Annotated in this window: 21 protein-coding genes and 1 pseudogene; 11 read left to right on the top strand and 11 right to left on the bottom strand. The window is 71.5% G+C overall.

Annotation, left to right across the window (positions count from 1 at the left end; translation table 11 throughout):
* Positions 1 to 260: pseudogene (locus V6U90_RS05370) on the top strand (hypothetical protein); the annotation flags it as partial.
* 42 nt (positions 261 to 302) lie between these two features.
* Here V6U90_RS05370 and V6U90_RS05365 read toward each other — a convergent pair.
* Genes V6U90_RS05365 through V6U90_RS05340 form a run of 6 tightly spaced genes read right to left on the bottom strand, consistent with a single transcriptional unit; the run spans position 303 to position 4,292 of the window.
* Entirely contained in the window at positions 303 to 650 is a 348-nt protein-coding gene (locus V6U90_RS05365; RefSeq protein WP_334431518.1) for a type II toxin-antitoxin system PemK/MazF family toxin, read from the bottom strand.
* On the bottom strand, positions 647 to 901 hold the full coding sequence (locus tag V6U90_RS05360) for a hypothetical protein (RefSeq protein ID WP_334431516.1): 255 nt from the start codon (positions 899 to 901) through the stop codon (positions 647 to 649). The genes V6U90_RS05365 and V6U90_RS05360 overlap by 4 nt, the downstream gene beginning before the upstream one ends.
* Before the next feature lie 49 nt (positions 902 to 950).
* Complete coding sequence (locus V6U90_RS05355) at positions 951 to 2,105, bottom strand: cytochrome P450 family protein (RefSeq protein ID WP_334431514.1); 1,155 nt, start codon at positions 2,103 to 2,105, stop codon at positions 951 to 953.
* On the bottom strand, positions 2,095 to 3,282 hold the full coding sequence (locus tag V6U90_RS05350) for an MAB_1171c family putative transporter (RefSeq protein WP_334431512.1): 1,188 nt from the start codon (positions 3,280 to 3,282) through the stop codon (positions 2,095 to 2,097). Before V6U90_RS05350 ends, V6U90_RS05355 begins: the two co-directional genes overlap by 11 nt.
* A 3-nt stretch (positions 3,283 to 3,285) precedes the next feature.
* Positions 3,286 to 3,828: an ImmA/IrrE family metallo-endopeptidase gene (locus V6U90_RS05345; RefSeq protein WP_334431510.1), complete on the bottom strand. Its 543-nt coding sequence runs from the start codon at positions 3,826 to 3,828 to the stop codon at positions 3,286 to 3,288.
* Entirely contained in the window at positions 3,825 to 4,292 is a 468-nt protein-coding gene (locus V6U90_RS05340; RefSeq protein ID WP_334431508.1) for a helix-turn-helix domain-containing protein, read from the bottom strand. The genes V6U90_RS05345 and V6U90_RS05340 overlap by 4 nt, the downstream gene beginning before the upstream one ends.
* Positions 4,293 to 5,049: 757 nt before the next feature.
* Here V6U90_RS05340 and purB point away from each other — a divergent pair.
* Positions 5,050 to 6,474 carry an adenylosuccinate lyase gene (purB, locus tag V6U90_RS05335; RefSeq protein WP_334431506.1) on the top strand — a complete coding sequence of 475 codons (1,425 nt, stop codon included), beginning with the start codon at positions 5,050 to 5,052 and terminating at the stop codon, positions 6,472 to 6,474.
* Positions 6,475 to 6,811: 337 nt separating this feature from the next.
* Here purB and V6U90_RS05330 read toward each other — a convergent pair whose 3' ends face one another.
* Both V6U90_RS05330 and V6U90_RS05325 read right to left on the bottom strand, forming a co-directional pair.
* Positions 6,812 to 7,276 (bottom strand): YbjQ family protein, encoded by a 465-nt coding sequence (locus V6U90_RS05330; protein ID WP_334431504.1) that lies wholly within the window; start codon positions 7,274 to 7,276, stop codon positions 6,812 to 6,814.
* A 345-nt stretch (positions 7,277 to 7,621) separates the two neighbouring features.
* Positions 7,622 to 8,308: a S1 family peptidase gene (locus V6U90_RS05325; protein WP_334431502.1), complete on the bottom strand. Its 687-nt coding sequence runs from the start codon at positions 8,306 to 8,308 to the stop codon at positions 7,622 to 7,624.
* Positions 8,309 to 8,554: 246 nt separating this feature from the next.
* Here V6U90_RS05325 and purS point away from each other — a divergent pair, with 246 nt between their 5' ends.
* The 4 genes from purS to V6U90_RS05305 are packed head-to-tail and all read left to right on the top strand — an operon-like array spanning position 8,555 to position 12,995.
* Positions 8,555 to 8,818, top strand: a complete 264-nt coding sequence (gene purS / locus V6U90_RS05320) for a phosphoribosylformylglycinamidine synthase subunit PurS (protein WP_334431500.1) — start codon at positions 8,555 to 8,557, stop codon at positions 8,816 to 8,818.
* Entirely contained in the window at positions 8,815 to 9,498 is a 684-nt protein-coding gene (gene purQ, locus V6U90_RS05315; protein WP_334431498.1) for a phosphoribosylformylglycinamidine synthase subunit PurQ, read from the top strand. Before purS ends, purQ begins: the two co-directional genes overlap by 4 nt.
* A gap of 23 nt (positions 9,499 to 9,521) precedes the next feature.
* On the top strand, positions 9,522 to 12,233 hold the full coding sequence (gene purL / locus V6U90_RS05310; RefSeq protein ID WP_334431496.1) for a phosphoribosylformylglycinamidine synthase subunit PurL: 2,712 nt from the start codon (positions 9,522 to 9,524) through the stop codon (positions 12,231 to 12,233).
* Positions 12,234 to 12,239: 6 nt separating this feature from the next.
* Complete coding sequence (locus V6U90_RS05305) at positions 12,240 to 12,995, top strand: 2-phosphosulfolactate phosphatase (RefSeq protein ID WP_334431494.1); 756 nt, start codon at positions 12,240 to 12,242, stop codon at positions 12,993 to 12,995.
* A 166-nt stretch (positions 12,996 to 13,161) separates the two neighbouring features.
* On the opposite strand, the gene V6U90_RS05300 is transcribed toward V6U90_RS05305, so the two are convergent.
* On the bottom strand, positions 13,162 to 15,168 hold the full coding sequence (locus V6U90_RS05300) for a carboxypeptidase regulatory-like domain-containing protein (protein ID WP_334431492.1): 2,007 nt from the start codon (positions 15,166 to 15,168) through the stop codon (positions 13,162 to 13,164).
* 227 nt (positions 15,169 to 15,395) lie between these two features.
* Here V6U90_RS05300 and V6U90_RS05295 point away from each other — a divergent pair, with 227 nt between their 5' ends.
* The 5 genes from V6U90_RS05295 (at position 15,396) to amcA (ending at position 20,229) form a co-directional block, all read left to right on the top strand.
* On the top strand, positions 15,396 to 15,719 hold the full coding sequence (locus tag V6U90_RS05295; protein ID WP_334431490.1) for a sterol carrier family protein: 324 nt from the start codon (positions 15,396 to 15,398) through the stop codon (positions 15,717 to 15,719).
* Positions 15,720 to 15,919: 200 nt separating this feature from the next.
* On the top strand, positions 15,920 to 17,479 hold the full coding sequence (gene purF, locus V6U90_RS05290; protein ID WP_334431488.1) for an amidophosphoribosyltransferase: 1,560 nt from the start codon (positions 15,920 to 15,922) through the stop codon (positions 17,477 to 17,479).
* A gap of 101 nt (positions 17,480 to 17,580) precedes the next feature.
* Positions 17,581 to 18,738 (top strand): phosphoribosylformylglycinamidine cyclo-ligase, encoded by a 1,158-nt coding sequence (gene purM, locus V6U90_RS05285; RefSeq protein WP_334431486.1) that lies wholly within the window; start codon positions 17,581 to 17,583, stop codon positions 18,736 to 18,738.
* Positions 18,739 to 18,896: 158 nt separating this feature from the next.
* Positions 18,897 to 20,003, top strand: a complete 1,107-nt coding sequence (amcB, locus tag V6U90_RS05280; RefSeq protein ID WP_334431546.1) for a cyclophane-forming radical SAM peptide maturase AmcB — start codon at positions 18,897 to 18,899, stop codon at positions 20,001 to 20,003.
* Positions 19,969 to 20,229, top strand: coding sequence for a multiple cyclophane-containing RiPP AmcA (amcA, locus tag V6U90_RS05275; protein WP_334431484.1), 261 nt, complete (start codon positions 19,969 to 19,971; stop codon positions 20,227 to 20,229). The genes amcB and amcA overlap by 35 nt, the downstream gene beginning before the upstream one ends.
* Positions 20,230 to 20,468: 239 nt before the next feature.
* On the opposite strand, the gene V6U90_RS05270 is transcribed toward amcA, so the two are convergent.
* Together V6U90_RS05270 and V6U90_RS05265 are read right to left on the bottom strand one after the other, a co-directional pair.
* Positions 20,469 to 20,687 carry a DUF3073 domain-containing protein gene (locus V6U90_RS05270; protein WP_208811540.1) on the bottom strand — a complete coding sequence of 73 codons (219 nt, stop codon included), beginning with the start codon at positions 20,685 to 20,687 and terminating at the stop codon, positions 20,469 to 20,471.
* A 390-nt stretch (positions 20,688 to 21,077) separates the two neighbouring features.
* Positions 21,078 to 22,160: a Glu/Leu/Phe/Val family dehydrogenase gene (locus tag V6U90_RS05265; protein ID WP_334431481.1), complete on the bottom strand. Its 1,083-nt coding sequence runs from the start codon at positions 22,158 to 22,160 to the stop codon at positions 21,078 to 21,080.
* Between the last annotated feature and the right edge of the window lie 79 nt (positions 22,161 to 22,239).

Here is a 22,239-nt window from a genome sequence, read left to right as displayed (position 1 = left end):
TGCTCAACTGGGACACCGTGCGGAAGGCGGTCGATCGCACGAATCGGGGTGCGAGCACGATGGGAGAAGGGCGGGGGCGATGCGGGTACGAGTTGGCTGAGCCGACGCTGCGCAGCCTCGACGCCATCCACCTCGCCGCCGCCCAGGTTCTGACCAACGAGTCCGGAACGGCACTCATCGCCTTCGTCACCTATGACCGGCGACTGATTGAACGCGCCAAGGCCGCAGGGTTACCCGTAGCAAGTCCCGGCCAGAACTGACCGGCAAGTCCCGAAGACGGGGACCGGAAGGGGATCTTCCACTCAGAGGTCGAGCATCTGACGCAGCACGGATTTGACCTCTGTCACCTGTTCCGGACGCAACCGGTGGATCGGGCCGCGCCCGGTCAGTCGGGTGGCCGAGACGGTACGGACCTGTTCGGTGATGGCCCAGCCGGTGCGCCTACCGGGGACCTCGATGTGTACCCGGTGCAGCCAGCCGGGTCGTTCCCGGGTGGTCAGTGGCAGGACGCTGACCAGGGCGCCACCGGTGAGTGCCAGATGGAAACGGGATGACACCACGAGGGCGGGGCGCTGACCGGCCTGCTCCCGGCCCTCGGTCGGATCGAAGTCGAGCCACCAGATCTCCCAGGGATTGATCCCGAGACTCACGCGGCTTCATCCCACGGGTCGGTGGCCGGTGCTTCGCTGGTTTGCCAATCGTCAGCTTCGGCAAGGTACTCGGCCCAGCCGTTTGGATCTTCCGCCCGGAAGTGGTCCATGGCCGCGACGGCTTTCGCCTGCCAGTGCTCGTCGAGCAGCCGGCGGACGGTCTCGTCCGCACTGGCGCCGCCGAAATCCTCCTGCGCCACCTGGAGTACCCGTTCCCGGGTCTCCGGGCTCACCCGCATCATCGTGGTCATACAGCAAAGTATACGGCGACGTAAACCGCGACTGGCCGGGTAAACGGGGCTACCAGGTCACCGGCAGGGTGGCCGGTCCGTGGGTACGGAACGACGGACGCCAGGCCACCTCGGCCGCCGGCTCGGCGAGGGCGAGTCGGGGCAGGCGGCTGGCCAGGGCGTCCAGCGCCTCCAGGGCCTCGACCCGGGCCAGCGCCGCCCCGATGCAGTGGTGCACGCCGCGCCCGAAGGCCAGGTGCCCGCCGCCGTCCGTGCCGACCCGGAGGTCGCGGTTGGCGGCGGCGATGGCGAGCAGCACGGTGTCCCCGGCCGGGATGGTGGTGCCGTCCACGACGATGTCGTGCACCGGGAAGCGGCGGATGGCCACCGGGGCCGGCGGATCCAGCCGCAGGGTCTCCTCGACCGCCTCGGCCAACTGGTCCCGGTCCAGCCGGCCAAGCGGCTCGGGTTGCCGGAGCAGCGCCAGCGTGGTGCTGGCGATCAGGTTCGCCGAGTTCTCGTAGCCGGCGAAGAGGATCAGGAAGGCCAGCGAGGTCAGCTCGTTCGCCGACAACCGGTCGTTGTCGTTCTCCGCGCTCACCAGGGCACTGAGCAGGTCGGCGCCGGGCTGCTCCCGCTTCCCGGCCAGCAGGTCGACCACGAAGCCGTGCATCTCGACGATCGCCTGCCGGGCGGCCTGGCGGTCCGGCGGGTGGGTGGCGAGCAGGGTGTCCGTCCAGGCCCGGAAGTCCCGCCGGGCGCCGGTCGGGATGCCGAGCAGATCGGCGATGACGTGTACCGACAGCGGAGCGCAGTAGGCCGTGACCAGGTCGGCGGTACCCGAGAAGGGCAACTCGTCGAGCAGGCCGTCGGCGGTTTGCCGGATCGCCGGCCGCATCGCGCGGACCCGCTGCGGGCTGAACGCCGAGGCCACCAGCCGGCGGATCCGGGTGTGGTCCGGTGGGTCCATGTTGAGCAGGTTCGCGTCCAGCGCCGGGGGCAGGGCGAATCCGGACCAGCCACCCCGGGAGTGCCGGCGGTCCAGGGAGAGCGCGGGGTCGGCGAGGCCGTTGGCGACGTCCGGGTGACCGGTCACCAACCAGGCGTGCGAGCCGTCCGGCAGCACCGCCCGGTGCACCCCGGCGAGTGTCCGCAACCGGTCGTACTCCTCCCCCAGCCGGTCGGCGGAACAGGGGATCGGCACCAGGCCGGCATTAATGATCATTGACAGTCTCCAGGGCTGCGTCGGCGACCAGCGGGGAGTGCGCGAAGGCACGGGCAACCCGGGCCAACTGTCGCATCTCCCGTACCTCGTCGAGGGCCGGATCGGGGGTCGCGGGCTGCTCGGGGCGACGGGGCCGCAGCTCGGCGGAGACCGCCGCCAGCGCCGCCCGGAGTTTCGCCGCCTCCACCAGGGCGGCCAGCTCATCGTCCCGCAGGCCGGATGCCTCGCCCCGGCGCCGGGCCCGCTCGCCGACCGCCTCACTGAGGTACGGCCGCAGCGCCAGTCGGGCGTCGTAGATCTCGACGACCCGCCGGTGCAGCCGTTCGGCGGGCCGCCACTGGCCGGCTCGGTCGGGGGTGAGGCGGACCGCCGGCACGGCGGTGCTGAGCGCGTGCCACAGCGGGTGGAGTTGGTGGAGCAGGCGTACCCGATCGGCGGTGTCCGCTGCCACGGTGAGCCGGGGCCCCCAGGCCGGCATGGTCAATCCGAGGATGACCAGAAGAGCCCCGATGCTCGACGAGAGGGGTACCAGGGCCTCCCCACGGTGGACGTTCCAGCCGGCGGCAGCCTCGACGATGTCGAGCGCGCGGACCGTGCAGTAGACCAGACCGACCGCCGCACCGGCGGTCGTGGTCCGCAGCCCGGTTCGCAGCCAGCCGGCACCGACCAGCCGGGCGTACGGCCAGCAGATGCGGATGATGTCCATCAGGCCGGCGGCGAAGGCGGTCAGGTAGGCCAGCAGATAGACCGCGAAGTGCGGGCGGTCGGCGTAGGTGGCGACGAAGTCGGTGTTGCGCGATTCGGTCGGGCCGGCGGTGACGAAGAGCCCGAGCAGCACCAGCGCGACCGTACCGAGGACGAGTTGCCGGTGCCGGGCCCGGCGGCGGGCGGTGGTCGGCTCGGCCCACCAGAGCAGCAGCACCTGGATGGTGGTGGAGAAGGCCACCACGCAGAGGTGCGCGACCAGGGCGGCGACGTTGTTGACCCCGGTCAGCCGGTCGGCGAACGTCCAGACGGCCGGGGTGGAGACGGTGAAGGTGATCGCGAGCAGGGCGAGGGCGTTGGTGACCGCGCGCCGTGCCGGGGCGGCCGGGCCACGTCGGTGCGTGGAGAGCAGCCGGTAACCGGTGGCCGCCCAGGCGAGGGCGGCCAGCACCGGATAGAGCGTGCCGTGCACGCCTCAGCCGCCGTCGAGCGAGCGCCGGATGCGGTCCACCACGGCGGCCGTGGCCGGGTCGGCGGCGGGTCCACCGCCGGGTCCGCGGCCGGGGCCGGGCCGGGTGGTGTGCCGGGTGGTGTGCCGCCAGAGCAGGTCGGCGATGATCTCCGCTTCGGTTTCGGCCCGCTCGTCGTACCCGGGGACCCGGCCGAGTACGGAGGTCACCATGGCCGGGTCGAGGGTGGGCATCAGCAGCCGGGCGAGATCGGTCCCGCCGACCTGCTGCCCGGTGTGCCCGGCCAGCAGGTGACCCAGTTCATGGGCGACGATGTGCCGCTGGTGCAGCGGGCTGGTCCGGTTGTCGTACGCCACGTGGTGGGCGTTGGGTGTGGTGATGACGAGGCCGCAGGGGGCGTCCGGGGGCAGCGGCAGCGGCAGGAGGTGGACCGGCCGGTCGAGGCGCTCGGCCACGGCCTGGCAGAGTGCGTCGCAGTCCGGCGCCGTTGGCGTCGGGATGTCGGCGACCAGGCGCGCGAACCGTCGTCGCGCACGCCATCCGGTCATTCGTCCGCAGCCTTTCCGGCCCGGTCCTTCCCGGTGAGTCCCTCCAGTTCCAGGCACCGGTCGACCATCTGCTGGATGACCTCCTGGCTGGCCGGGGAGAGGCCCTTGTGTTGGAGCACGGTACGTAACGAGACGTGTTGCACCTGGAGTCGGCGCAGGGCGTCCAGGGTCCGCAGGTCGGCGATGGTGTGCCGGGCGAGCTCGTCGTCGAAGAAATATGCCGGGCTGACCCCGAAGAAGGCGGCGAGCGCCTCGATGTGGTCCTTTGTAGGATTTTTTCGCCGGCCGCTGCGCAGTTGCCAAATATAGACATCGGAAATGGCGCCACCGGCTGCCCGGATCGCCGCCGCCACCTCCTTGTTGCTGTGCGGCGTACGGCGACCGGCCGGCCGGATGGTCTCGAAGAGCAGGTTGAGTCGGTCGGCGAACGACGAGCCTCCGTCAACGGTGCCGCTGACGCCCATTCCTACCTCCGCGGTTCACCATTGCTAGCTCTCATTAATCAGGCTGTGGCTACTGTTAACTTTAGTTGGCGATGGAGCGTATCCATCGTTTGGCCTTCGACGGCTGTGCCTGGTCTGTCCCTGGTAGCCGCCCGCGTCGAGGGGAACGGGCGGATTCCCGGCGGCCCTCAGGGGGCACCTTTCCCGGTCCGCTCGTGGGTCCCATTGTGTGGCGGCTCGACAGGGCCATTGCGCTCGACCCTGGTAATGCAGAGGCCGGCATCCACGGGGGGAGATGCCGGCCTCTGTCTCGCACCTTACCTATGACAACCGAGTGGTGCAATGGCTCAGCGGCGGGTTTTCGGGGTACGTCCCTTCCGGAACTCCGCCGGTCCGGGTATTCCTCTTGCCGGCACCTGCCAGAGCGCCGGCGTCCCCGTGGCACCCTTCCGGCGATGCCGCACCATGGCGGCCACCTCCGGTGCGTCCGATGTGTACGGTCGACGGTCGAGTGAGCGGGAGAGCGGACATAAGTACTGGTTCCGGCTGGAAGAACGATCTTTCTACCGAAACGACCACCCTGGCCGCCATGGTCGGCCCTGTCGCCGGCTCCCGTGCCGCCGTGGCGCGGTCGACGACCTCGCCGAGGTGCGAGGCGGCGGTGGCCCGGCCTGCCCGGCTACGGACGGTGATCCGGCCCGGTCGTCGGCCGCGTCCCAGGTGACCGCCGGGGCGGCCAGCTCGGAGCGACGGAAGCCGGTACGGGAGAATCGGGTGCGTGACGCGCATTCCGAACGTTCTCGCCAACCGGTACGCCTCGCCCGAGTTGGTCGCCCTCTGGTCCCCGGAGGAGAAGATCCGCATGGAGCGGCGGCTCTGGCTGGCCGTGCTCCGGGCCCAGCAGGATCTTGGTGTCCCGGTGCCGGACGGGGTGGTCGAGGCGTACGAGCGGGTACTCGACTCGGTCGACCTCGCCTCGATCGCGGCCCGGGAGCGGATCACCCGGCACGACGTGAAGGCCCGGATCGAGGAGTTCAGTGCGCTCGCCGGGCACGAGCACGTGCACAAGGGCATGACCTCCCGGGATCTCACCGAGAACGTCGAGCAGTTGCAGGTGCGCGCCTCGCTGGAGCTGGTCCGGGACCGGGTGGTCGCTGCGCTGGCCCGGCTGGCCAGGCTCGCCGTCGAGCACTCCGACCTGGTCATGACCGGCCGGTCGCACAACGTCGCCGCGCAGGCCACCACGCTGGGCAAGCGCTTCGCGTCGGCGGCCGAGGAACTGCTGATCGCGTACGAACGGCTGGACGACCTGATCGGGTGGTACCCACTGCGCGGGATCAAGGGGCCGGTCGGCACCGCCGCGGACCAACTCGACCTCTTCGACGGGGACGCCGACAAGGTCGCCGAGCTGGAGCGGCGGGTAGCTGAGCACCTCGGCTTCACCCGGGTGCTGGACAGCGTCGGCCAGGTCTACCCGCGCTCGATCGACTTCGCCGTGCTCGCCGCGCTGGCCCAGACCGCCGCCGCGCCGTCCTCGCTGGCCACCACGATCCGGCTGATGGTCGGCCAGGAGTTGGCCACCGAGGGCTTCAAGCCCGGTCAGGTCGGGTCCTCCGCGATGCCGCACAAGATGAACACCCGGTCCAGCGAGCGGGTGAACGGCTTCGCGGTGATCATCCGGGGCTACCTGTCGATGGTCGGCGAGTTGGCCGGTGACCAGTGGAACGAGGGGGACGTCTCCTGCTCGGTGGTCCGCCGGGTGGCGCTGCCGGACGCGTTCTTCGCCGCCGACGGCCTGTTCCAGACGTTCCTCACGGTGCTCGACGAGTTCGGCGCGTACCCGGCGGTGATCAACCGGGAACTGGAGCGGTTCCTGCCGTTCCTCGCCACCACGAAGATCCTGGTCGCGGCGGTCCGCCGGGGTGTCGGGCGGGAGGTCGCGCACGAGGTGATCAAGGAGCACGCGGTCGCCGTGGCGCTCGCCATGCGCGAGAAGGGCGCCCCGGAGAACGACCTCTTCGACCGGCTCGCCGCCGACGGCCGGCTGGGCCTCACCCGCGCGGAGATCGACGAACTGGTCGCCGACCAGAGCGGGTTCGTCGGTGCCGCGCCGGCCCAGGTGCGCGCGGTCGCCGACCGGGTCGCCGCCGTTGTGGCCGCCCACCCCGAGGCGGCCGCCTACCACCCCGCCCCCATCCTCTGACCTGTCCCGCCCTCGCATTACCCCCGGGCCGCGTTGCCCCCGTCCCCCGGGCCGCGTTGCCCCCGTCCCCCGGGCCGCGTTGCCCCCGTCCCCCGGGCCGCGTTGCCCCCGTCCCCCGGGCCGCGTTGCCCCCGTCCCCCGGGCCGCGTTGCCCCCGTCCCCCGGGCCGCGTTGCCCCCGCCCCGGGCCGCGTTGCCCCCGTCCCCCGGGCCGCGTTGCCCCCGTCCCCCGGGCCGCGTTGATCATGAAGTTGTTGTCGCTCTGATCGGCGTGTCGCGACAACAACTTCATGATCAACGCTGCGGGGTGGGTGTCGACCGTGGCGGCGAGGGCGGGGTCAGTTCGTGCGCGGGGTGGGGGTCTCGGCGGCGCTGCTGAGGTTCGGGGCACTCGCCGGCTCGGCGACGCCGGACGGATCGGTCGCGAACTCGCCCACGTGCGCGGACTCGGCGGCCACCACCGGCTGGTCCGGTGGCATGGTGTCCGGCATCTTGGCTACCACGATCACCGCCGTGCCGTAGGCGCAGAGCTCCATCCACATCTCGCCGCAGTCGCGGCTGTCGAAGCGCATCCCGATCACCGCGTTCGCGCCCAGCCGGCGAGCCTCCTCGCCCAGCCGGCTCACCGAATCCGTCCGCCACCGGGTCAGGTTGTCCGGTGCGGTGGGGTCGTACGCGCCACCGCGCAGGCTCTTGACGCCCTCCCGGTACGGGTTGCGCGTCCTGGCCATCGATGACACCACTTCGCCGAGAACCTGGCGGATCTCGTACCCGGGCAGGTGATCCGTCGTCACGACCAGCACGTCTCCGATGCTGTCAGCCCGACACCGGGCGGATCGTGAGGGTTGTTCACCTGGCCGCATGCTGCAAAACGGCGCGCCGGGGAGGAACGGTGTCCAGGGGCGGGAGAGGTGGCGGGCCGGGAGGAACGGTGTGGGTGACGGGAGAACGTGCGCGGGGGAGGGCAAGGGTGCGCCTGGTGGATCAACGACGCGCCGGGGAGGGAACCGTGCGACACGGTGGGAACGGGTACGGCATGGAACAACGACGCGGCGCGGACGCCGGGGGTCGTCCCGGTCGTCCGCGCCGTCGGCGGATCGTCGCCCCGTACGGGGCAGGTCGGGCCCGAGGGGGCCGGACCGGACAGGTCAGACCCCGGCCACCGAGGTGATCCAGGAACGGCTGGCCGCGATGCTGCTGTAGTTCTGGATGCTGAAGCCGTCGGCGGTGGAGGCGACACCGACCTGGCGGCCGTTGTAGAACTGCGGGCCACCCGAGTCGCCCCGCCAGGCGTTGCCGCTGATCTCGGTGCTGCGGATCGCCGGGCCGCCGTACGCGTCGGTGGCGCCGTTCGTGGTCACCTGGACGGTGGCGGTCTTGAGCTGGCTGGAGGCGCCGCAGCCGCTGTAGCAGGTCATGCCCCAGCCGTAGATCGAGTTGGTCGAGCCGACCGGCGGGTTGCTGGTGCCGCCCAGGGTCACGTAGCTGGTGCTGACCGCGCTGGAGAGGCGGAGCAGGGCGAGGTCGTAGCGGGTGTACGAGGCGCTGACCGTGCGGGTGGTGCCGCCGGACGCGTAGTAGACGCTCCCGACCCGGACCGACATCGAGCCGCTGACGCAGTGCCGGGCGGTGAGCACCCACTGCGAGGCGATGACCGTGCCGGAGCAGGTGAACGAGCCGTTGCTGAACACCGCCGCTGCCCAGGGGGCGGACGAGACGTAGCTGCCACCGATGATGGGCTGCGGTCCGGCCGGGGCGGCCACCGCACCCGAGGAGGTGGCGAGTACGCCGGCGAGTGCGGTGGCGGCCAGCGCGAGCAGGGAACGGATGCGCATGAGGGCTCCTTCCTGAGGGCTGCATCACACGCTAGGAAAACCCCACTCCATCCACAAGCCTCGAATCGAAAATAGTCAATTAAGCGCTCGATGGGGTCGGCCGGGCGGGTGACCGGGGCGGTACCCGGGATCAACCTGTGGGCCGGCGCGCCGGCCGGTGCGTCGAGGGCCGTATCTGCCAGGTAGGCTGGCTGCGCTCACCCGCTGTGGGTCGGCACCCACTGCGTACACAGTCAGGAGTGCCCCGTGCCTCGCGTCGTCGTCGACGTCATGCTCAAGCCCGAAATTCTTGATCCTCAGGGCCAGGCTGTCGCAAACGCGCTGCCCCGGCTCGGCGTCAGCGACGTCTCCTCCGTCCGGATCGGCCGGCGGATCGAGATCGACTTCACCGGCGAACCCGACCTCGAGCGGGCCCGGGAGATCGCCGACAAGCTGCTGGCCAACCCGGTCATCGAGGACTTCACGGTCCGGTTGGTGGAGGCCGACGACGTCGTGGACGCGCACCCGTGACCGCCCGCGTCGGAGTGGTGACCTTCCCCGGGTCACTCGACGACGGCGACGCGGCCCGCGCGGTCCGCATCGCCGGTGCCGAGTCGGTCCGGCTGTGGCACGGCGACGCCGACCTGCGCGGCGTCGACGCCGTCGTCCTGCCGGGTGGCTTCTCGTACGGCGACTACCTGCGCTGCGGCGCGATCGCCCGGTTCGCCCCGGTGATGGAGACGATCTTCGCCGCGGCCCGGGGCGGCCTGCCGGTACTCGGCATCTGCAACGGCTTCCAGATCCTCTGCGAGGCGCACCTGCTGCCCGGAGCGCTCACCCGTAACCAGCACCTGCACTTCCGTAACCGGGACCAGGTGCTCCGGGTGGAGTCGGTCGGTACCGCCTGGACGAACGTCTTCCAGCCGGGCCAGGAGATCCTCATTCCGGTCAAGAACGGCGAGGGCTGCTACGTCGCGGACCCACGCACCCTCGACGAGTTGGAGGCCGAGGGGCGGGTGGTCGCCCGGTACGTCGGCGGCAACCCGAACGGCTCCCAGCGGGACATCGCGGCCATCACCAACGCCGCCGGCAACGTGGTGGGCATCATGCCCCACCCGGAGCACGCCGTGGAGGCACTGACCGGCCCGTCCCTGGACGGCCTCGGCTTCTTCACCTCGGTTCTCAAGCACCTCACAGGAGTACCGGCGTGACCGTTCACGGCGAGGGAGACCTCATGACCACCCCACCCGCGCCGGAGGCGGCGGCGGGCAGCACCCCGGTTCGGGTCGGTGGCTACGGCCCGGACACCGTCGACGGTGCCGCTGCCACTCCCGACGAGCTCCAGCCCTACGTCGAGCTCGGCCTGCGCGACGACGAGTACGACCGGATCCGGCAGATCCTCGGCCGTCGGCCGACCCATTCCGAGCTGGCCATGTACTCGATCATGTGGAGCGAGCACTGCTCCTACAAGTCGAGCAAGGTGCACCTGCGCCAGTTCGGCGAGAAGGCCCCGCCGAGCGACCGGCTGCTGGCCGGCATCGGGGAGAACGCCGGCGTGGTCCGGGTCTCCGACGAACTGGCAGTCACCTTCAAGGTCGAGTCGCACAACCACCCCAGCTTCGTCGAGCCGTACCAGGGTGCGGCCACCGGCGTGGGCGGCATCGTCCGGGACATCCTGGCCATGGGCGCCCGCCCGGTCGCGGTGATGGATCCGCTGCGGTTCGGCGCCGCCGACCACCCGGACACCGCCCGGGTGCTGCCCGGCGTGGTCGCCGGGGTCGGCGGGTACGGCAACTGTCTCGGCCTGCCGAACATCGGCGGCGAGGTGGTCTTCGACCCCTGCTACCAGGGCAACCCGCTGGTCAACGCGCTCTGTGTCGGCGTGCTGCCGGTCGACCGGCTGCAGAACAAGGCCGCCGCCGGGGCCGGCAACATCGTGGTGCTGATGGGCGCCAAGACCGGCCGGGACGGCATCGGCGGCGTGTCGGTGCTGGCCAGCGCCACCTTCGACGAGGGCAGCGAGCAGCGCCGCCCGTCGGTGCAGGTCGGCGACCCGTTCATGGAGAAGCTTCTGATCGAGGCATGCCTGGAGCTGTACGACGCCCAGCTGGTCGTCGGCATCCAGGACCTCGGCGGGGCCGGGCTGACCTGCGCGCTCACCGAGACCGCCGCGGCGGCCGGTACCGGCATGCGGGTCTGGCTGGAGCGGGTGCCGCTGCGCGAGCCGTCCATGGAGCCGCACGAGATCCTGGCCAGCGAGTCCCAGGAGCGGATGCTGCTGGTGGTCGAGCCGGAGAAGCTCGAAGCGGTGCTGAAGACCGCCGAGAAGTGGGGCGTGTGGGCCACCGCGATCGGTGAGGTCACCCCGGCCCAGCCGGACGGGCGGCCCGGCCGACTCGTGATCACCTGGCGGGACCACCTGGTGGTGGACGTGCCCCCGGGCTCACTGGTCGACGACGGGCCGGTCTACGCCCGTCCGATGCGGGAGCCGGCCGACCTGATCCTGCTCCAGGCGGACCGGGCCGAGACGCTGCCCCGCCCGGCCACCCCGGAGGCGCTCCGGGAGACCGTGCTGCGCATGATCGCCTCGCCGAACCTCTGCGACAAGACCTGGGTCACCGAGCAGTACGACCGGTACGTCCTGGGCAACACCGTGCTGGCCCAGCCGGAGGACTCCGGTGTGATCCGGATCGACGAGCGGACCGGCCTCGGTGTCGCCCTCTCCGTCGACGGCAACGGCCGGTACGCCCGCCTCGACCCGTACCAGGGCACCAAGCTGGCGCTCGCCGAGGCGTACCGGAACGTCGCGGTGACGGGTGCGAAGCCGATCGCGGTCACCAACTGCCTCAACTTCGGCTCTCCGGAGGACCCGGGCGTGATGTGGCAGTTCGCCGAGGCCGTTCGCGGTCTCGCCGACGGCTGCCTCGAACTGGGCATCCCGGTGACCGGTGGCAACGTCAGCTTCTACAACCAGACCGGCGCGGCGGCGATCCACCCCACCCCGGTGGTCGGCGTGCTCGGTGTGCTGGACGACGTGGCCGAGCGGGTGCCGATGGGCTTCGCGCCCCGGGCCGGTACGGACCACGACCTGATCTTCCTGCTCGGTGAGACCCGGTTGGAGCTTTCCGGCTCCGAGTGGGCCTGGGTGACGCACGGGCACCTGGGCGGCGTACCGCCGCGGGTCGACCTGGCCAAGGAACGGCTTTTGGCCGAGTTGCTGGCCGAGGCCGCCCGGGTCGGTCACCTCAGCTCGGCGCACGATCTCTCCGACGGCGGGTTGGCGCAGGGCTTGGTCGAGTCGTGCCTGCGGCGCGGCGTCGGTGCCCGGGTCGCGCTGCCGGAGGCGTTCACCGGCGGTTCGATGCCGTTCGTCTACCTCTTCAGCGAGTCGTCCGGCCGGGCGCTGGTCTCCGTGCCGCGCGGGCACGAGAAGGCGTTCACCGCGCTCTGTGCGGAGCGGGGCGTGCCGTGGGCGGCGATCGGGGTCACCGATCCGGCCGGCGGGGCGCTGGAGGTGCAGGGTCAGTTCCGGATCGGTCTGGACGAGCTGCTCGCCGCCTTCACCGCGACCCTGCCCCAGCTCTTCGGTGGTGCCGCCGACGCCACGGTGCCCGGTGCGCCGGTCCCGACGCCGGTGGCGCCGGCCACCGATGTGCCGGCCCAGTCTGAGCCGCCCGCCGCTGCCGGAGCGGCCGGTGTCGCTGGACAGACCGGGGCCGTGGAACCGGCTGCGGTCGTGGAGCCGGCGGAGGTCGCTCAGCCGGGGCCGCAGGCTCCCGGGGCGGAGGTGACCCCGCAGGTCGAGTTCGGACCCGAGGTGGGTTCGCCGGTGGTGCAGGCCGAGGTGTCCGACGCCGGCCAGCCCGACGCCGGCCAGCCCGATGCCGGCCAGCCCGATGCCGGCAGCCCGGAGGACGGTACGTCCGCCCCGCCCGCCCAGCGCTGACCCCTTGTGAACGCGACGGTCCACGCTCAGCCCGGCTCCGGCGCCCGCTTCGACTGGGGGCTCGCCGGAGCCGCTGAGCTGGGCCGGGTCTGTGCCGCGCTGGTGGTGGTCGACGTCCTGTCGTTCACCACGGCGGTGGAGGTGTCGGTCGCCCGGGGGATGCGGGTGCACCCCTTCCCCTGGGGCGAGCAGGCCGCCGAGTACGCCCGCCGGGTCGGCGCGGTCGCGGCGGTCGGCCGCCGGCAGATGACCGGGGACCGACCGTGGTCGCTCTCGCCGGCCGCACTGCGTACCGCGCCGGTCGTGCCGGATCTGGTCCTCCCCAGCCCCAACGGGTCCGCGATCTGCGCGGCGGCCAGCGCGACCGGACTGCCGGTGGTGGCGGCCTCACTGCGTAACGCCCGCGCCGTCGGGGCCTGGCTCATCAGCCAGGGGTACGGGTCGACGCGCGCCCCGATCGGGGTGGTGGCCTCCGGGGAACGCTGGCCGGACGGGACCCTGCGGCCCGCGGTCGAGGACCAACTGGGGGCGGCGGCCGTACTCGATGCACTGTCCACGGTGCCGGGTGGGCTCTCCGTCGAGGCGGCGATGGCGCTTGCCGCCCTAGCCAGCGTGCCGGACCTGCCGGCAGCGGTGCGGGGCTGTGTGTCGGGCCGGGAGTTGGCGGAGATGGGCTTCGCCGAGGACGTGGAGATCGCGGTGCAGGTCGACGTCTCCGAGGTGGTGCCGTTGCTGCGCAACGGGATCTTCGCCGCCGCCTGACCCGCCGCCTGACCCGCCGCCTGACCCGCCGTGCCGCAGGTTGTCGGCGCGCGGCGGATTGGTGTTCACGCGTGGAACGGATCAGGTCGGGTGTGATCTGGTTACCACAGAAAAGATGCGGGCCCGACCGGTTGTACACCGGTCGGGCCCGTTCACGTCCGTCGGATCAGTCGTCCAGCCAGTCCAGGGAGCGCCGGCCGGACCGGTCCTGCTGCTGCGGCGGCTGCTGCTGGTCCGGGTCACCCTGGGGCGGGGCGCCGTAGTAGCCGCCCTGCTCGTACCGGTTGTCGTACCCGCCGCGCTGCTCCGGCGCCCGGTCGTAGCCGCCCCGCTGGTCGTAACCACCGCTCCCCGGCTGCTCGTAGCCGCCGGTGCGGTCGTACCCGCCGCTGGGGGCACCGTAGTCGCGCTGGCCGTAGCCGCCGCTGCCGTAACCCTGTCCGCTGTCGTACCCGCCGGACGACGTACCGGAGCCGCCGTACCCGCCACCCTGGCCGTACCCGCCGGTCGGCTCCTGGCCACGGCCGTACGACTGGTCCTGGCTGTAGCCCCGGCCGGTTTCGCCGGCCGAGTAGGCGCCGGTGGTGTAGGGGTCGGCGGGGGGAACGTACTGCTCGGTCGCGCCGGTGTACCGGCCGGTCGGCTCGTCGTATCGCTCGCCGTAGCCGCCGGACTGCGTGCCCTGGTAGCCGCCACCGGCGGGTGCGCCGTAGTCCCGGTTGCCGTAGCCGCCGCCGGAGGCCGGGGCGGGCGCGTTGCCGTATCCGCCGTCCCCGGACGCCGGCGTGTTGCCGTATCCACCGCTACCGGAGGCCGGCGTGTTGCCGTATCCACCGCCACCTGAGGCGGGCGTGTTGCCGTATCCACCGCCACCTGAGGCGGGCGCGGTGCCGTATCCACCGCCACCAGAGGCGGGCGCGGCGCCGTAGCCGTAGCCGGCCTGGGTGGGGGCCGCGTCGTCATACCTGCCACCGGAGGCGGAGGAGCCGCCGTAGCCACTGCCGCCCCAGTTGTCGGCCGCAGCGCTGTAGTCCGGGCCGGTCGGCTGCTGGCTGGGCAGCGGGGCGCCGTACGGGTCGGGGAACTCGTCGTCGACCAGTGGGCGGTTGTGCATCATCGTGGGCGCGTCGGCCAACGAATGCCCGCCGACCATCGTCGGGTCCGCCCCGGCAGCCGGCTGGTTGACGATCCGGGTCTGGTCGTCCATGCCCCGGTAGCCACCGCCGCCACGGGTCGGCGGCACCGCACCGGCCGCACCGGCCGGGTCCCCACCGTCGCCCTGCTCCTTGCGGCGCATCCAGAGCAGCACGATGGTGCCGACCCCGACCGCCACGAAGAGTCCACCGACGATGATGAGGAGCCAGGAACCGAAGCCGCCCGAGTCCTCGTTGGAGGTGTTCTGCGGGGCCGCCTGGGCGCCCTCCTCGGTCGACTCGGGGGTGGGCTCCGCCTCCGGGGTCGCCTCCGGGGTCGCCTCCGGGGTGGGCGACGCGGTCGGCTCGGCCTTGAGGTCCAGGGTGAGCTTCTGGTTGGTGATGCTCTGGCCGGCGCTCGCGTTGATCGTCTTGACCGCGCGTTCGCCGTCCTTGCTCGCCCCGATCTCGATCGCGCCCGGCGCGATGGGGCCGTTGGAACTGGTGAACCGGAAGTTACCGGTGTTGTTCGTGGTGGTGGAGTACGGCCGCTGCTGCGAGTCGAGCAGCCCGACGATCGCGCCGCCGACCGGATCGCCCTTGGCGTCGACGACCTTGCCGCTGATCTCCTTGACCGTCTGCACCGCCGGCTGCGTCGGCGAGGGCGCCAACGCGGCCTTGACGGTGAGCCGGAAGTCCTCGTTGTCCGAGCCGGTCGGGCCCTCTGCGCTGACGGTGACTCGGACGTTGTTCGCGGCCGGCGCGTCCTTTGCCGCCTTGAGGGTCACCGAGTGGCTGTTCGGACCCGGATCAAGATCGACCTCACCGCACCCGCTGGCGCAGGCGACGCCATTGGGCAGACCAACGAGGCTGATGGTGACCTTGTCGTCGGTTGGCATCGCGGTGATGGTCACCGAGATGGCGGTGTCACCGTCGGCCTGTACGGTGGCCGACTTAGGGGAGACAGCCAGCGCGGGGGCGGCCTGCGCCGGCACAGCGGGGAGCGCGAGCAGGGCGCTGGCCACCAGCGCCGCGATCACACCGGCCCGATGCTTCCAGGCATGTCGGTGTGCTGACACGTCCACCGCCTTCCGGTCTGACTTCCCCGGCCCGACGAGCACCGGCCGGAGACCATCACGGTACGAATACACCGTCGGCAACTATGCCTTGTCCCGCCGGATCGGCGCGACCCAGGGCCAGCGGGAATCGCGCCATCAGGTAGTCGTATCGTCCCGTCGTGTCCTCTCCGCACAGTAAATCCTCGGTGGTGGCCGCTGCGCTGGCGGTCCTCGACGAGGGGCGTACCCCGGATCGGGCCCTGCTCCGGGACGCGGTTCGGGCTTCGTTGGCGGACCTGGCCCGCCGTGCCCCCGGCCGATCGGTGGAGGTGCGGGTTCCACCTTTCGGTGCAGTTCAGTGTGTTTCCGGGCCGCGACACACCCGGGGCACCCCGCCGAACGTCGTCGAGACCGACCCGGCCACCTGGCTCCGGTTGGCGGGTGGCCGCCTCCGGTGGGTCGATGCGGTTACCGAGGGTCGCGTCCAGGTGAGTGGCACTCGAGCGGACCTCTCGGGGCACCTCCCCCTCTAGCAGGCACGGAGCGGAACGATCCGGTAACCCAAAGCAGCCAAATCGTGACTATCTGTATCCTTCGCTGTTCGCGTACACTGTCAGTCGAGCATGGGTCCCGGATCACCGTGCGTATCCGAAGCGGTCGCGCGACGCGGACCTGAATCCTGATCAGTTCTCATCCCGCCCGAGCAGTCCAGACCAGTAAGAGGGAGCGGCAGGTGCCCCGAGGCGACGGCCGGCTGAACCACGACCTGGACCCGGAGCGACCCGGCCCACAGGACGCCTGCGGCGTCTTCGGGGTCTGGGCGCCGGGTGAAGAGGTGGCCAACCTCACCTACTTCGGCCTCTACGCGTTGCAGCACCGGGGCCAGGAGGCCGCCGGCATCGCGGTCAGCGATGGCTCGGGCGTGGTGGTCTACAAGGATCTCGGGCTGGTCGCCCAGGTCTTCGACGAGCCCACCCTGGCCAGCCTGCGCGGCCACGTCGCGATCGGGCACACCCGGTACTCGACCACCGGTGGCTCGACCTGGGAGAACGCCCAGCCCACCATCCGGGCGACGGACGCCGGCACCACCATCGCGCTCGCCCACAACGGCAACCTGGTCAACACCGCCGAGCTGGAACGGGACGTGGCCGAGCGGGGGATCGACTCGGACGGTTCGACCTCCGACACTGCCCTGGTGACGATGCTGCTGGCCAGCATGCCGGACCTCTCGGTCGAGGCGGCGGCGATGGAGGTGCTGCCCCGGCTGCGGGGCGCGTTCAGCTTCGTCTTCATGGACGAGTCGACCCTCTACGCCGCCCGTGACCCGCACGGCGTCCGGCCGTTGGTGCTGGGCCGGCTGGAGCGGGGCTGGGTGGTCGCCAGCGAGACCGCCGCACTGGACATCGTCGGTGCGTCCGTGGTGCGCGAGGTCGAGCCCGGCGAGCTGATCGCGATCGACGCCGAAGGGCTGCGCTCCGCACGGTTCGCCGCGCCCGAGCCCAAGGGCTGCCTCTTCGAGTACGTCTACATCGCCCGCCCGGACGCCACCATCGCCGGCCGGAACGTGTACGCCGCCCGGGTGCAGATCGGCCGCCAGCTCGCCAAGGAGCACCCGGTCGAGGCCGACTTGGTCATCCCGGTCCCGGAGTCCGGTACGCCGGCCGCGATCGGGTACGCCGAGGCCTCCGGCATCACCTACGGCGCCGGCCTGATGAAGAACCCCTACGTCGGCCGGACCTTCATCCAGCCCTCCCAGACGCTGCGGCAGCTCGGCATCCGGCTCAAGCTGAACCCGCTCCGGCAGAACGTCCGGGGCAAGCGCCTGGTGGTGGTCGACGACTCGATCGTGCGCGGCAACACGCAGCGGGCGATCGTACGTATGCTGCGCGAGGCGGGCGCGCTGGAGGTCCACGTCCGGATCTCCTCGCCACCGGTCAACTGGCCCTGTTTCTACGGCATCGACTTCGCCACCCGGGCGGAGCTGCTGGCCAACGGTCTGGACACTGACGGCATCCGCCGGTCCATCGGGGCCGACACGCTGGGATACGTATCGCTGCCCGGTCTCATCGGCGCGACCGAGCAGCCCAAGACGCGGCTCTGCCGGGCCTGTTTCGACGGGGAGTACCCGATCGAACTGCCGGCGGGGGACCTGATCGGCAAGCACGTACTCGAAGGGGTGGGTCGACGGGTGTCCGGCCGGACGCCGGACAGCACGGACCACCCGGTCGAGCGGCCTGCCGCCGACCCGCTCGTCGCCACCTCGGGCGGCGCCAACCCATCGCACCGCCCATAGCTAGGACCCACTGCGGCCCGTACCGGGGCCGGTGGGTCAACCGGTCGAGAGTCTCGACAGCCACCATCCCGGGCACCGCGAGAACCACAAAGGGGAGAACCGTGACGCACGTGACCGAGCGCAGCGGCGCAACAGGCGGCCCGACCGGCGGCTCGGGTGCCAGCCACCAGCCCTGGACGGGTGGCCTGGGCCGCCCGGTACGCAAGCGGACCGTGTCGTACGCGGACGCGGGTGTGTCGATCGAGGCCGGTGACCGGGCCGTCGAGCTGCTGAAGTCGAAGGTGCGCGAGACCCGCCGGCCGGAGGTGCTGGGTGACCTCGGTGGGTTCGCCGGCCTGTTCCGGTTGGACACCAAGAAGTACAAGAGCCCGATCCTGGCCTCCTCCACCGACGGGGTGGGCACCAAGCTGGTGATCGCCCAGCAGCTCGACATCCACGACACGGTCGGCATCGACCTGGTGGCGATGGTCGTCGACGACCTGGTGGCGTGCGGCGCGGAGCCGCTGTTCCTGCTCGACTACATCGCCACCGGCGAGGTCGTACCGGACAAGGTCGCCGAGATCGGCGCGGGTATCGCCGACGGCTGCCGGTACGCCGGCTGTGCGCTGCTCGGTGGCGAGACGGCCGAGCACCCCGGTGTGCTGCGCCCGGACGAGTACGACATCTCGGCGACCGGTGTCGGCGTGGTGGAGGAGAGCGAGATCCTCAGCCCGGAGCGGGTCGAGGTGGGCGACGTGGTGATCGCCATGAAGTCCTCCGGCCTGCACTCCAACGGCTACTCCCTGGTCCGGCACGTGCTGCTCGGTGCGGCCCGGATGCGGCTGGACACGGTGATCGAGGAGTTCGGCCGGCAGCGCACCCTCGGTGAGGAACTGCTGACCCCGACCAAGATCTACGCCAAGGACTGCCTCAAGCTGATCGCCGAGGCCGAGGTGCGGGCCCTGGCCCACGTCACGGGTGGCGGCATCCCGGGCAACCTGGTGCGGATCCTGCCGGAGCACGTGGACGCGGTGGTCAACCGGGCCACCTGGCGGCCGCAGCCGATCTTCGACCTGATCCAGACCAAGGGGCGGATCGACGACCCGGATATGGAGTCGACCTTCAACATGGGGGTCGGCATGTTCGCCATCGTCTCGGCGGAGGACGCCGACCGGGCGCTGGCCTGCCTGACCGGGCGGGGCGTCGAGGCGTGGCAGGCCGGCGAGATCATCGAGGGCTCCGGCAACGTGCAGATGGTCGGCCAGCACACCCGCGGCTGACCCGGCACCGCCAGCCCGGGCAGACCGCCCGGGCCGGCGGTGATCATCCGAGTACCCGAGTGGGGCTTCACCCGAGTGGCCATCGCCGCCTAGCCTGAAGGGCACCTCAGGCACGGGGGAGGAGGGCGATGGTCGTCGCTGGGCAGCCGTACTCCGGCATGCGTGGAGTCGCCGCCGTGCCGTCGTACGTGGTCATGCAGCCCACCACCCTCTGCAACCTGGACTGCGTCTACTGCTACCTGCCCCACCGGGCCGTGGACCGGCGGATGCCCGTGCCGGTCGCGGCGGCGGTGGCCGCTGCGGTACGGCCCTGGGCGGCGACCGGGCGCTTCTCCGTGGTCTGGCACGGTGGCGAGCCGCTGGCGGCCGGGCGGGAGCACCTGGCGGCGCTGCTGGCCACGTTCGAGGGGACGGTCGAGCACCATGTGCAGACCAACGCGACGCTGATCGACGACGCCTGGTGCGAGTTCTTCGCCGCGCACCGGATGCGGGTGAGCGTGAGCGTGGACGGCCCCCGCAGGCGCAACTCCGACCGGGTCACCCGGGCCGGGCAGCCGGCGTACGACCGGATTCTCCGGGGGGTGACGGCGCTTCGCCGGCACGGTCTGCCGTTCTCCGCCCTGGCGGTGGTCTCCCGGCCGGAGCCGGGTCTGGCCACCGAGTTGTACGACTACTTCCTCGACCTCGGTTGCGACGTCCTCGGTATCAACATCGAGGAGGCCGAGGGGGTCAACACCCGCAGCAACGCCCATCCGCCCGGGGCGGTGACCGGGTTCTGGGCCGAGCTGGTGGCGGCCTGGCGGCGGGCACCCCGGATCCACCTGCGGGAGATCGAGTGGTCGTTGCGGTACGCCGCCGCCGTGCTGGACGGCAGCTCGGACGAGGTGCTGCCGAGACAGTTGGATCCGATCCCGACGATCGGCCACGACGGCTCGGTGACCCTGCTCTCACCGGAACTGGCCGGTTTCAGCCACCCCCGGTACGGCGACTTCAGCAGCGGCAACGTCCTGGCGAGGCCACTGGCCGAGATCCTCGCCGACGCGGCGGCCACGCCCTGGGTGCAGGAGTTCCTGACCGGGGTCGAGGCGTGCCGGTCGGAGTGTCCCTATTTCGGGTTCTGCGGGGGTGGCCACGCCGCCAACCGGTACTTCGAGCACGGGCGGTTCGACGGTACGGAGACCGAGCACTGTCGCAACAGCAAGATCCGTCTACTGGAGGGAGTGTTGGAGCATGCCCGAGAACACGAGCCGGGAGCCGCACGGTGAGACCGGCCACCGGGCGGCGCCCCGCGTGGGCGGGGAGCAGCCGGGTGGCATCGCCGACCGGGTACACCGCGCCGCGTCGGGACTGACCGCCCTGCTCTACGAGGCTGAGCAGGCACGACGGCTCCGGTCGGAGACGGCGGGAGGCGATGGCGCCAGCGCGGTCTGCGCATGGAACCACTTCGAGAACATCCCGACGTTCTACAACTGGAACAACCGACCACGGTAAGTACCGCAGACAGTCAAATCGGACAACACGCCGAGCCGGACCAGGTTGCCCGGCAGGCCGGGATCGGCAGCGTCGCGCGGACGGCGAAGGGTCGCGCGGGCAGCAAACGTCCGACCAGGGTCCCGCCAGCCGGTCATGTCACTGACCGTGGGCAGGTCCCTGGCCGTCAACTGTCACGCCGACGCCCGGTACTACACCTGAGCACGCGGGCATTGCCGCGTGCTCAGGTGACCGGATGGTCAGCGGGTCGGACGTCCCCAGGAATCCAGGTCGTCGTCGGCGTCATGATCCTCGTCATCGTCGTCGACATACTCTTTGTAGTCGTCGTCGAAGTCTCGGTCCGACTTGCCGCTGCCGCCGAGTTCTCGCTGCAAGGCGGCGAGGTCGGTGTTCGGGGAGTGGTACTTCAGCTCCCGGGCCACCTTTGTCTGCTTGGCCTTAGCACGGCCGCGCCCCATGGCTCGACCCCCTCGCACAGAATTCGGGGCAGCCCGAAGGCGGGCCCCGATGACGTCAGGCATCTCTCGTGGCTCTTACGGTACATGGGGATGCCCAGGTTCGGCACCTCGGGTTACCGTCGGCCGCTGCTGCGCGTCGTGCTCATTGCGCAGTGAGCGGGCCGCCACGAAGTGTACCGGGTAAGGGGCGTACGCCGGGACTGGCCGTGACGGCCCGGGCCGTGTGCCCGGTCACCCCCCGGCGGCGCCCCCGACGCCCGGCGGAGGCCCGCGTCCCGGTGGGATGCGGGGGCCGACGACGACCACATCCCACCGGTCCGTACGCGGTACGGCACCCGGGCTGCCACGCCCGCTCGGAGCCTCCGCCCGGGGCGCCTCAGGGGGGCGGGTTCAGCGCAGGTGGATCGTGCGCAACCGGCCGACCTCAGCCATCCGCCGCTCGGCGAGCCGGTCGGCGGCAACCGCCGGGGGTACCCCCTCGGCGTCGGCCAGCCGGAGGATCTCCCGGGTGGTGTCGAAGATCCGGGTGGCCCGGAGCTTGGCCCGTTCGAAGTTGAAGCCCTCGATCTCGTCGGCCACCTGGATCACCCCACCGGCGTTGACCACGTAGTCGGGCGCGTAGAGGACGCCCCGGTCGGCGAGCAGCTTCTCGATCCCCGGGTGGGCCAGCTGGTTGTTCGCCGCACCCGCCACGATCCTCGCCCGCAGGGCCGGCACCGTGTCGTCGCTCAGCGCGCCGCCGAGCGCGCACGGGGCGTACACGTCGAGGTCCGCGCCGACCAGGGCGTCCGCGTCTGCCACCAGGTCCACCTGGGGGTACGTCCGCCGGGCCCAGTCCAGCGCCCGCTCGTTGACGTCGGTGGCCACCACCGACGCGCCGTCGTCGATCAGGTGCCCGGTGAGGTACTTGCCGACCTTGCCCAGCCCGGCGACGCCGACCCGGCGTCCGGCCAGCGTCGGCGAGCCCCAGACGTGCTCGGCGGCGGCGCGCATGCCCTGGAAGACACCCCAGGCGGTGAGGATCGAGGAGTCCCCCGCCCCGCCGTGCTCGACACTGCGGCCGGTGACGTAACGGGTCTCCCGGGCGATCACGTCCATGTCCGCCACGTAGGTGCCGACGTCGCAGGCGGTGTAGTAACACCCGGCGAGCGATTCCACGAACCGGCCGTACGCACGCAGCAGCGGCTCGGTCTTGATCTGCTCCGGGTCACCCCAGATGACCGCCTTGCCGCCACCGAGGTCCAGCCCGGCGAGGGCGTTCTTGTACGCCATACCCCGGGACAGGTCGAGTACGTCGGCGAGTGCCTCGTCCTCGGTGGCGTACGGGTAGAAGCGGGTACCACCGAGCGCCGGGCCGAGCGCGGTGGAGTAGATCCCGATGATGGCCCGCAGTCCGCTCTGCTTGTCCTGGCAGAAGACGACCTGCTCGTGCCCGGTGTCGGATGAGTCTGCGGAGGTGGCGAAGACGCCCATGGCTGCTCCTGGGTGGGGGTGCGTCCTTGTGGGACGCGAACCTGACGGATCGCCGGCTGGGTGTTGCCGGTGCTGCCGA

The sequence above is a fragment of the Micromonospora sp. CPCC 206060 genome (assembly GCF_036906895.1).
In the GTDB taxonomy this organism is placed as follows: domain Bacteria; phylum Actinomycetota; class Actinomycetes; order Mycobacteriales; family Micromonosporaceae; genus Micromonospora.
The sequence above is the reverse complement of the archived record's forward strand: the minus strand, read 5'-3'. Positions and strand labels throughout refer to the sequence as shown.

What these genes read in the sequence shown, in the direction of transcription:
- purL (WP_334431496.1), top strand. Translation starts at nt 9,522, where the DNA reads ATGACCACCCCACCCGCGCCGGAGGCGGCGGCGGGCAGCACCCCGGTT.
- V6U90_RS05270 (WP_208811540.1), bottom strand. Translation starts at nt 20,687, where the DNA reads ATGGGGCGCGGCCGTGCTAAGGCCAAGCAGACAAAGGTGGCCCGGGAG.
- V6U90_RS05340 (WP_334431508.1), bottom strand. Translation starts at nt 4,292, where the DNA reads ATGGGCGTCAGCGGCACCGTTGACGGAGGCTCGTCGTTCGCCGACCGA.
- amcB (WP_334431546.1), top strand. Translation starts at nt 18,897, where the DNA reads ATGCGTGGAGTCGCCGCCGTGCCGTCGTACGTGGTCATGCAGCCCACC.
- V6U90_RS05325 (WP_334431502.1), bottom strand. Translation starts at nt 8,308, where the DNA reads ATGCGCATCCGTTCCCTGCTCGCGCTGGCCGCCACCGCACTCGCCGGC.
- amcA (WP_334431484.1), top strand. Translation starts at nt 19,969, where the DNA reads ATGCCCGAGAACACGAGCCGGGAGCCGCACGGTGAGACCGGCCACCGG.
- V6U90_RS05265 (WP_334431481.1), bottom strand. Translation starts at nt 22,160, where the DNA reads ATGGGCGTCTTCGCCACCTCCGCAGACTCATCCGACACCGGGCACGAG.
- V6U90_RS05360 (WP_334431516.1), bottom strand. Translation starts at nt 901, where the DNA reads ATGACCACGATGATGCGGGTGAGCCCGGAGACCCGGGAACGGGTACTC.
- V6U90_RS05355 (WP_334431514.1), bottom strand. Translation starts at nt 2,105, where the DNA reads ATGATCATTAATGCCGGCCTGGTGCCGATCCCCTGTTCCGCCGACCGG.
- V6U90_RS05345 (WP_334431510.1), bottom strand. Translation starts at nt 3,828, where the DNA reads ATGACCGGATGGCGTGCGCGACGACGGTTCGCGCGCCTGGTCGCCGAC.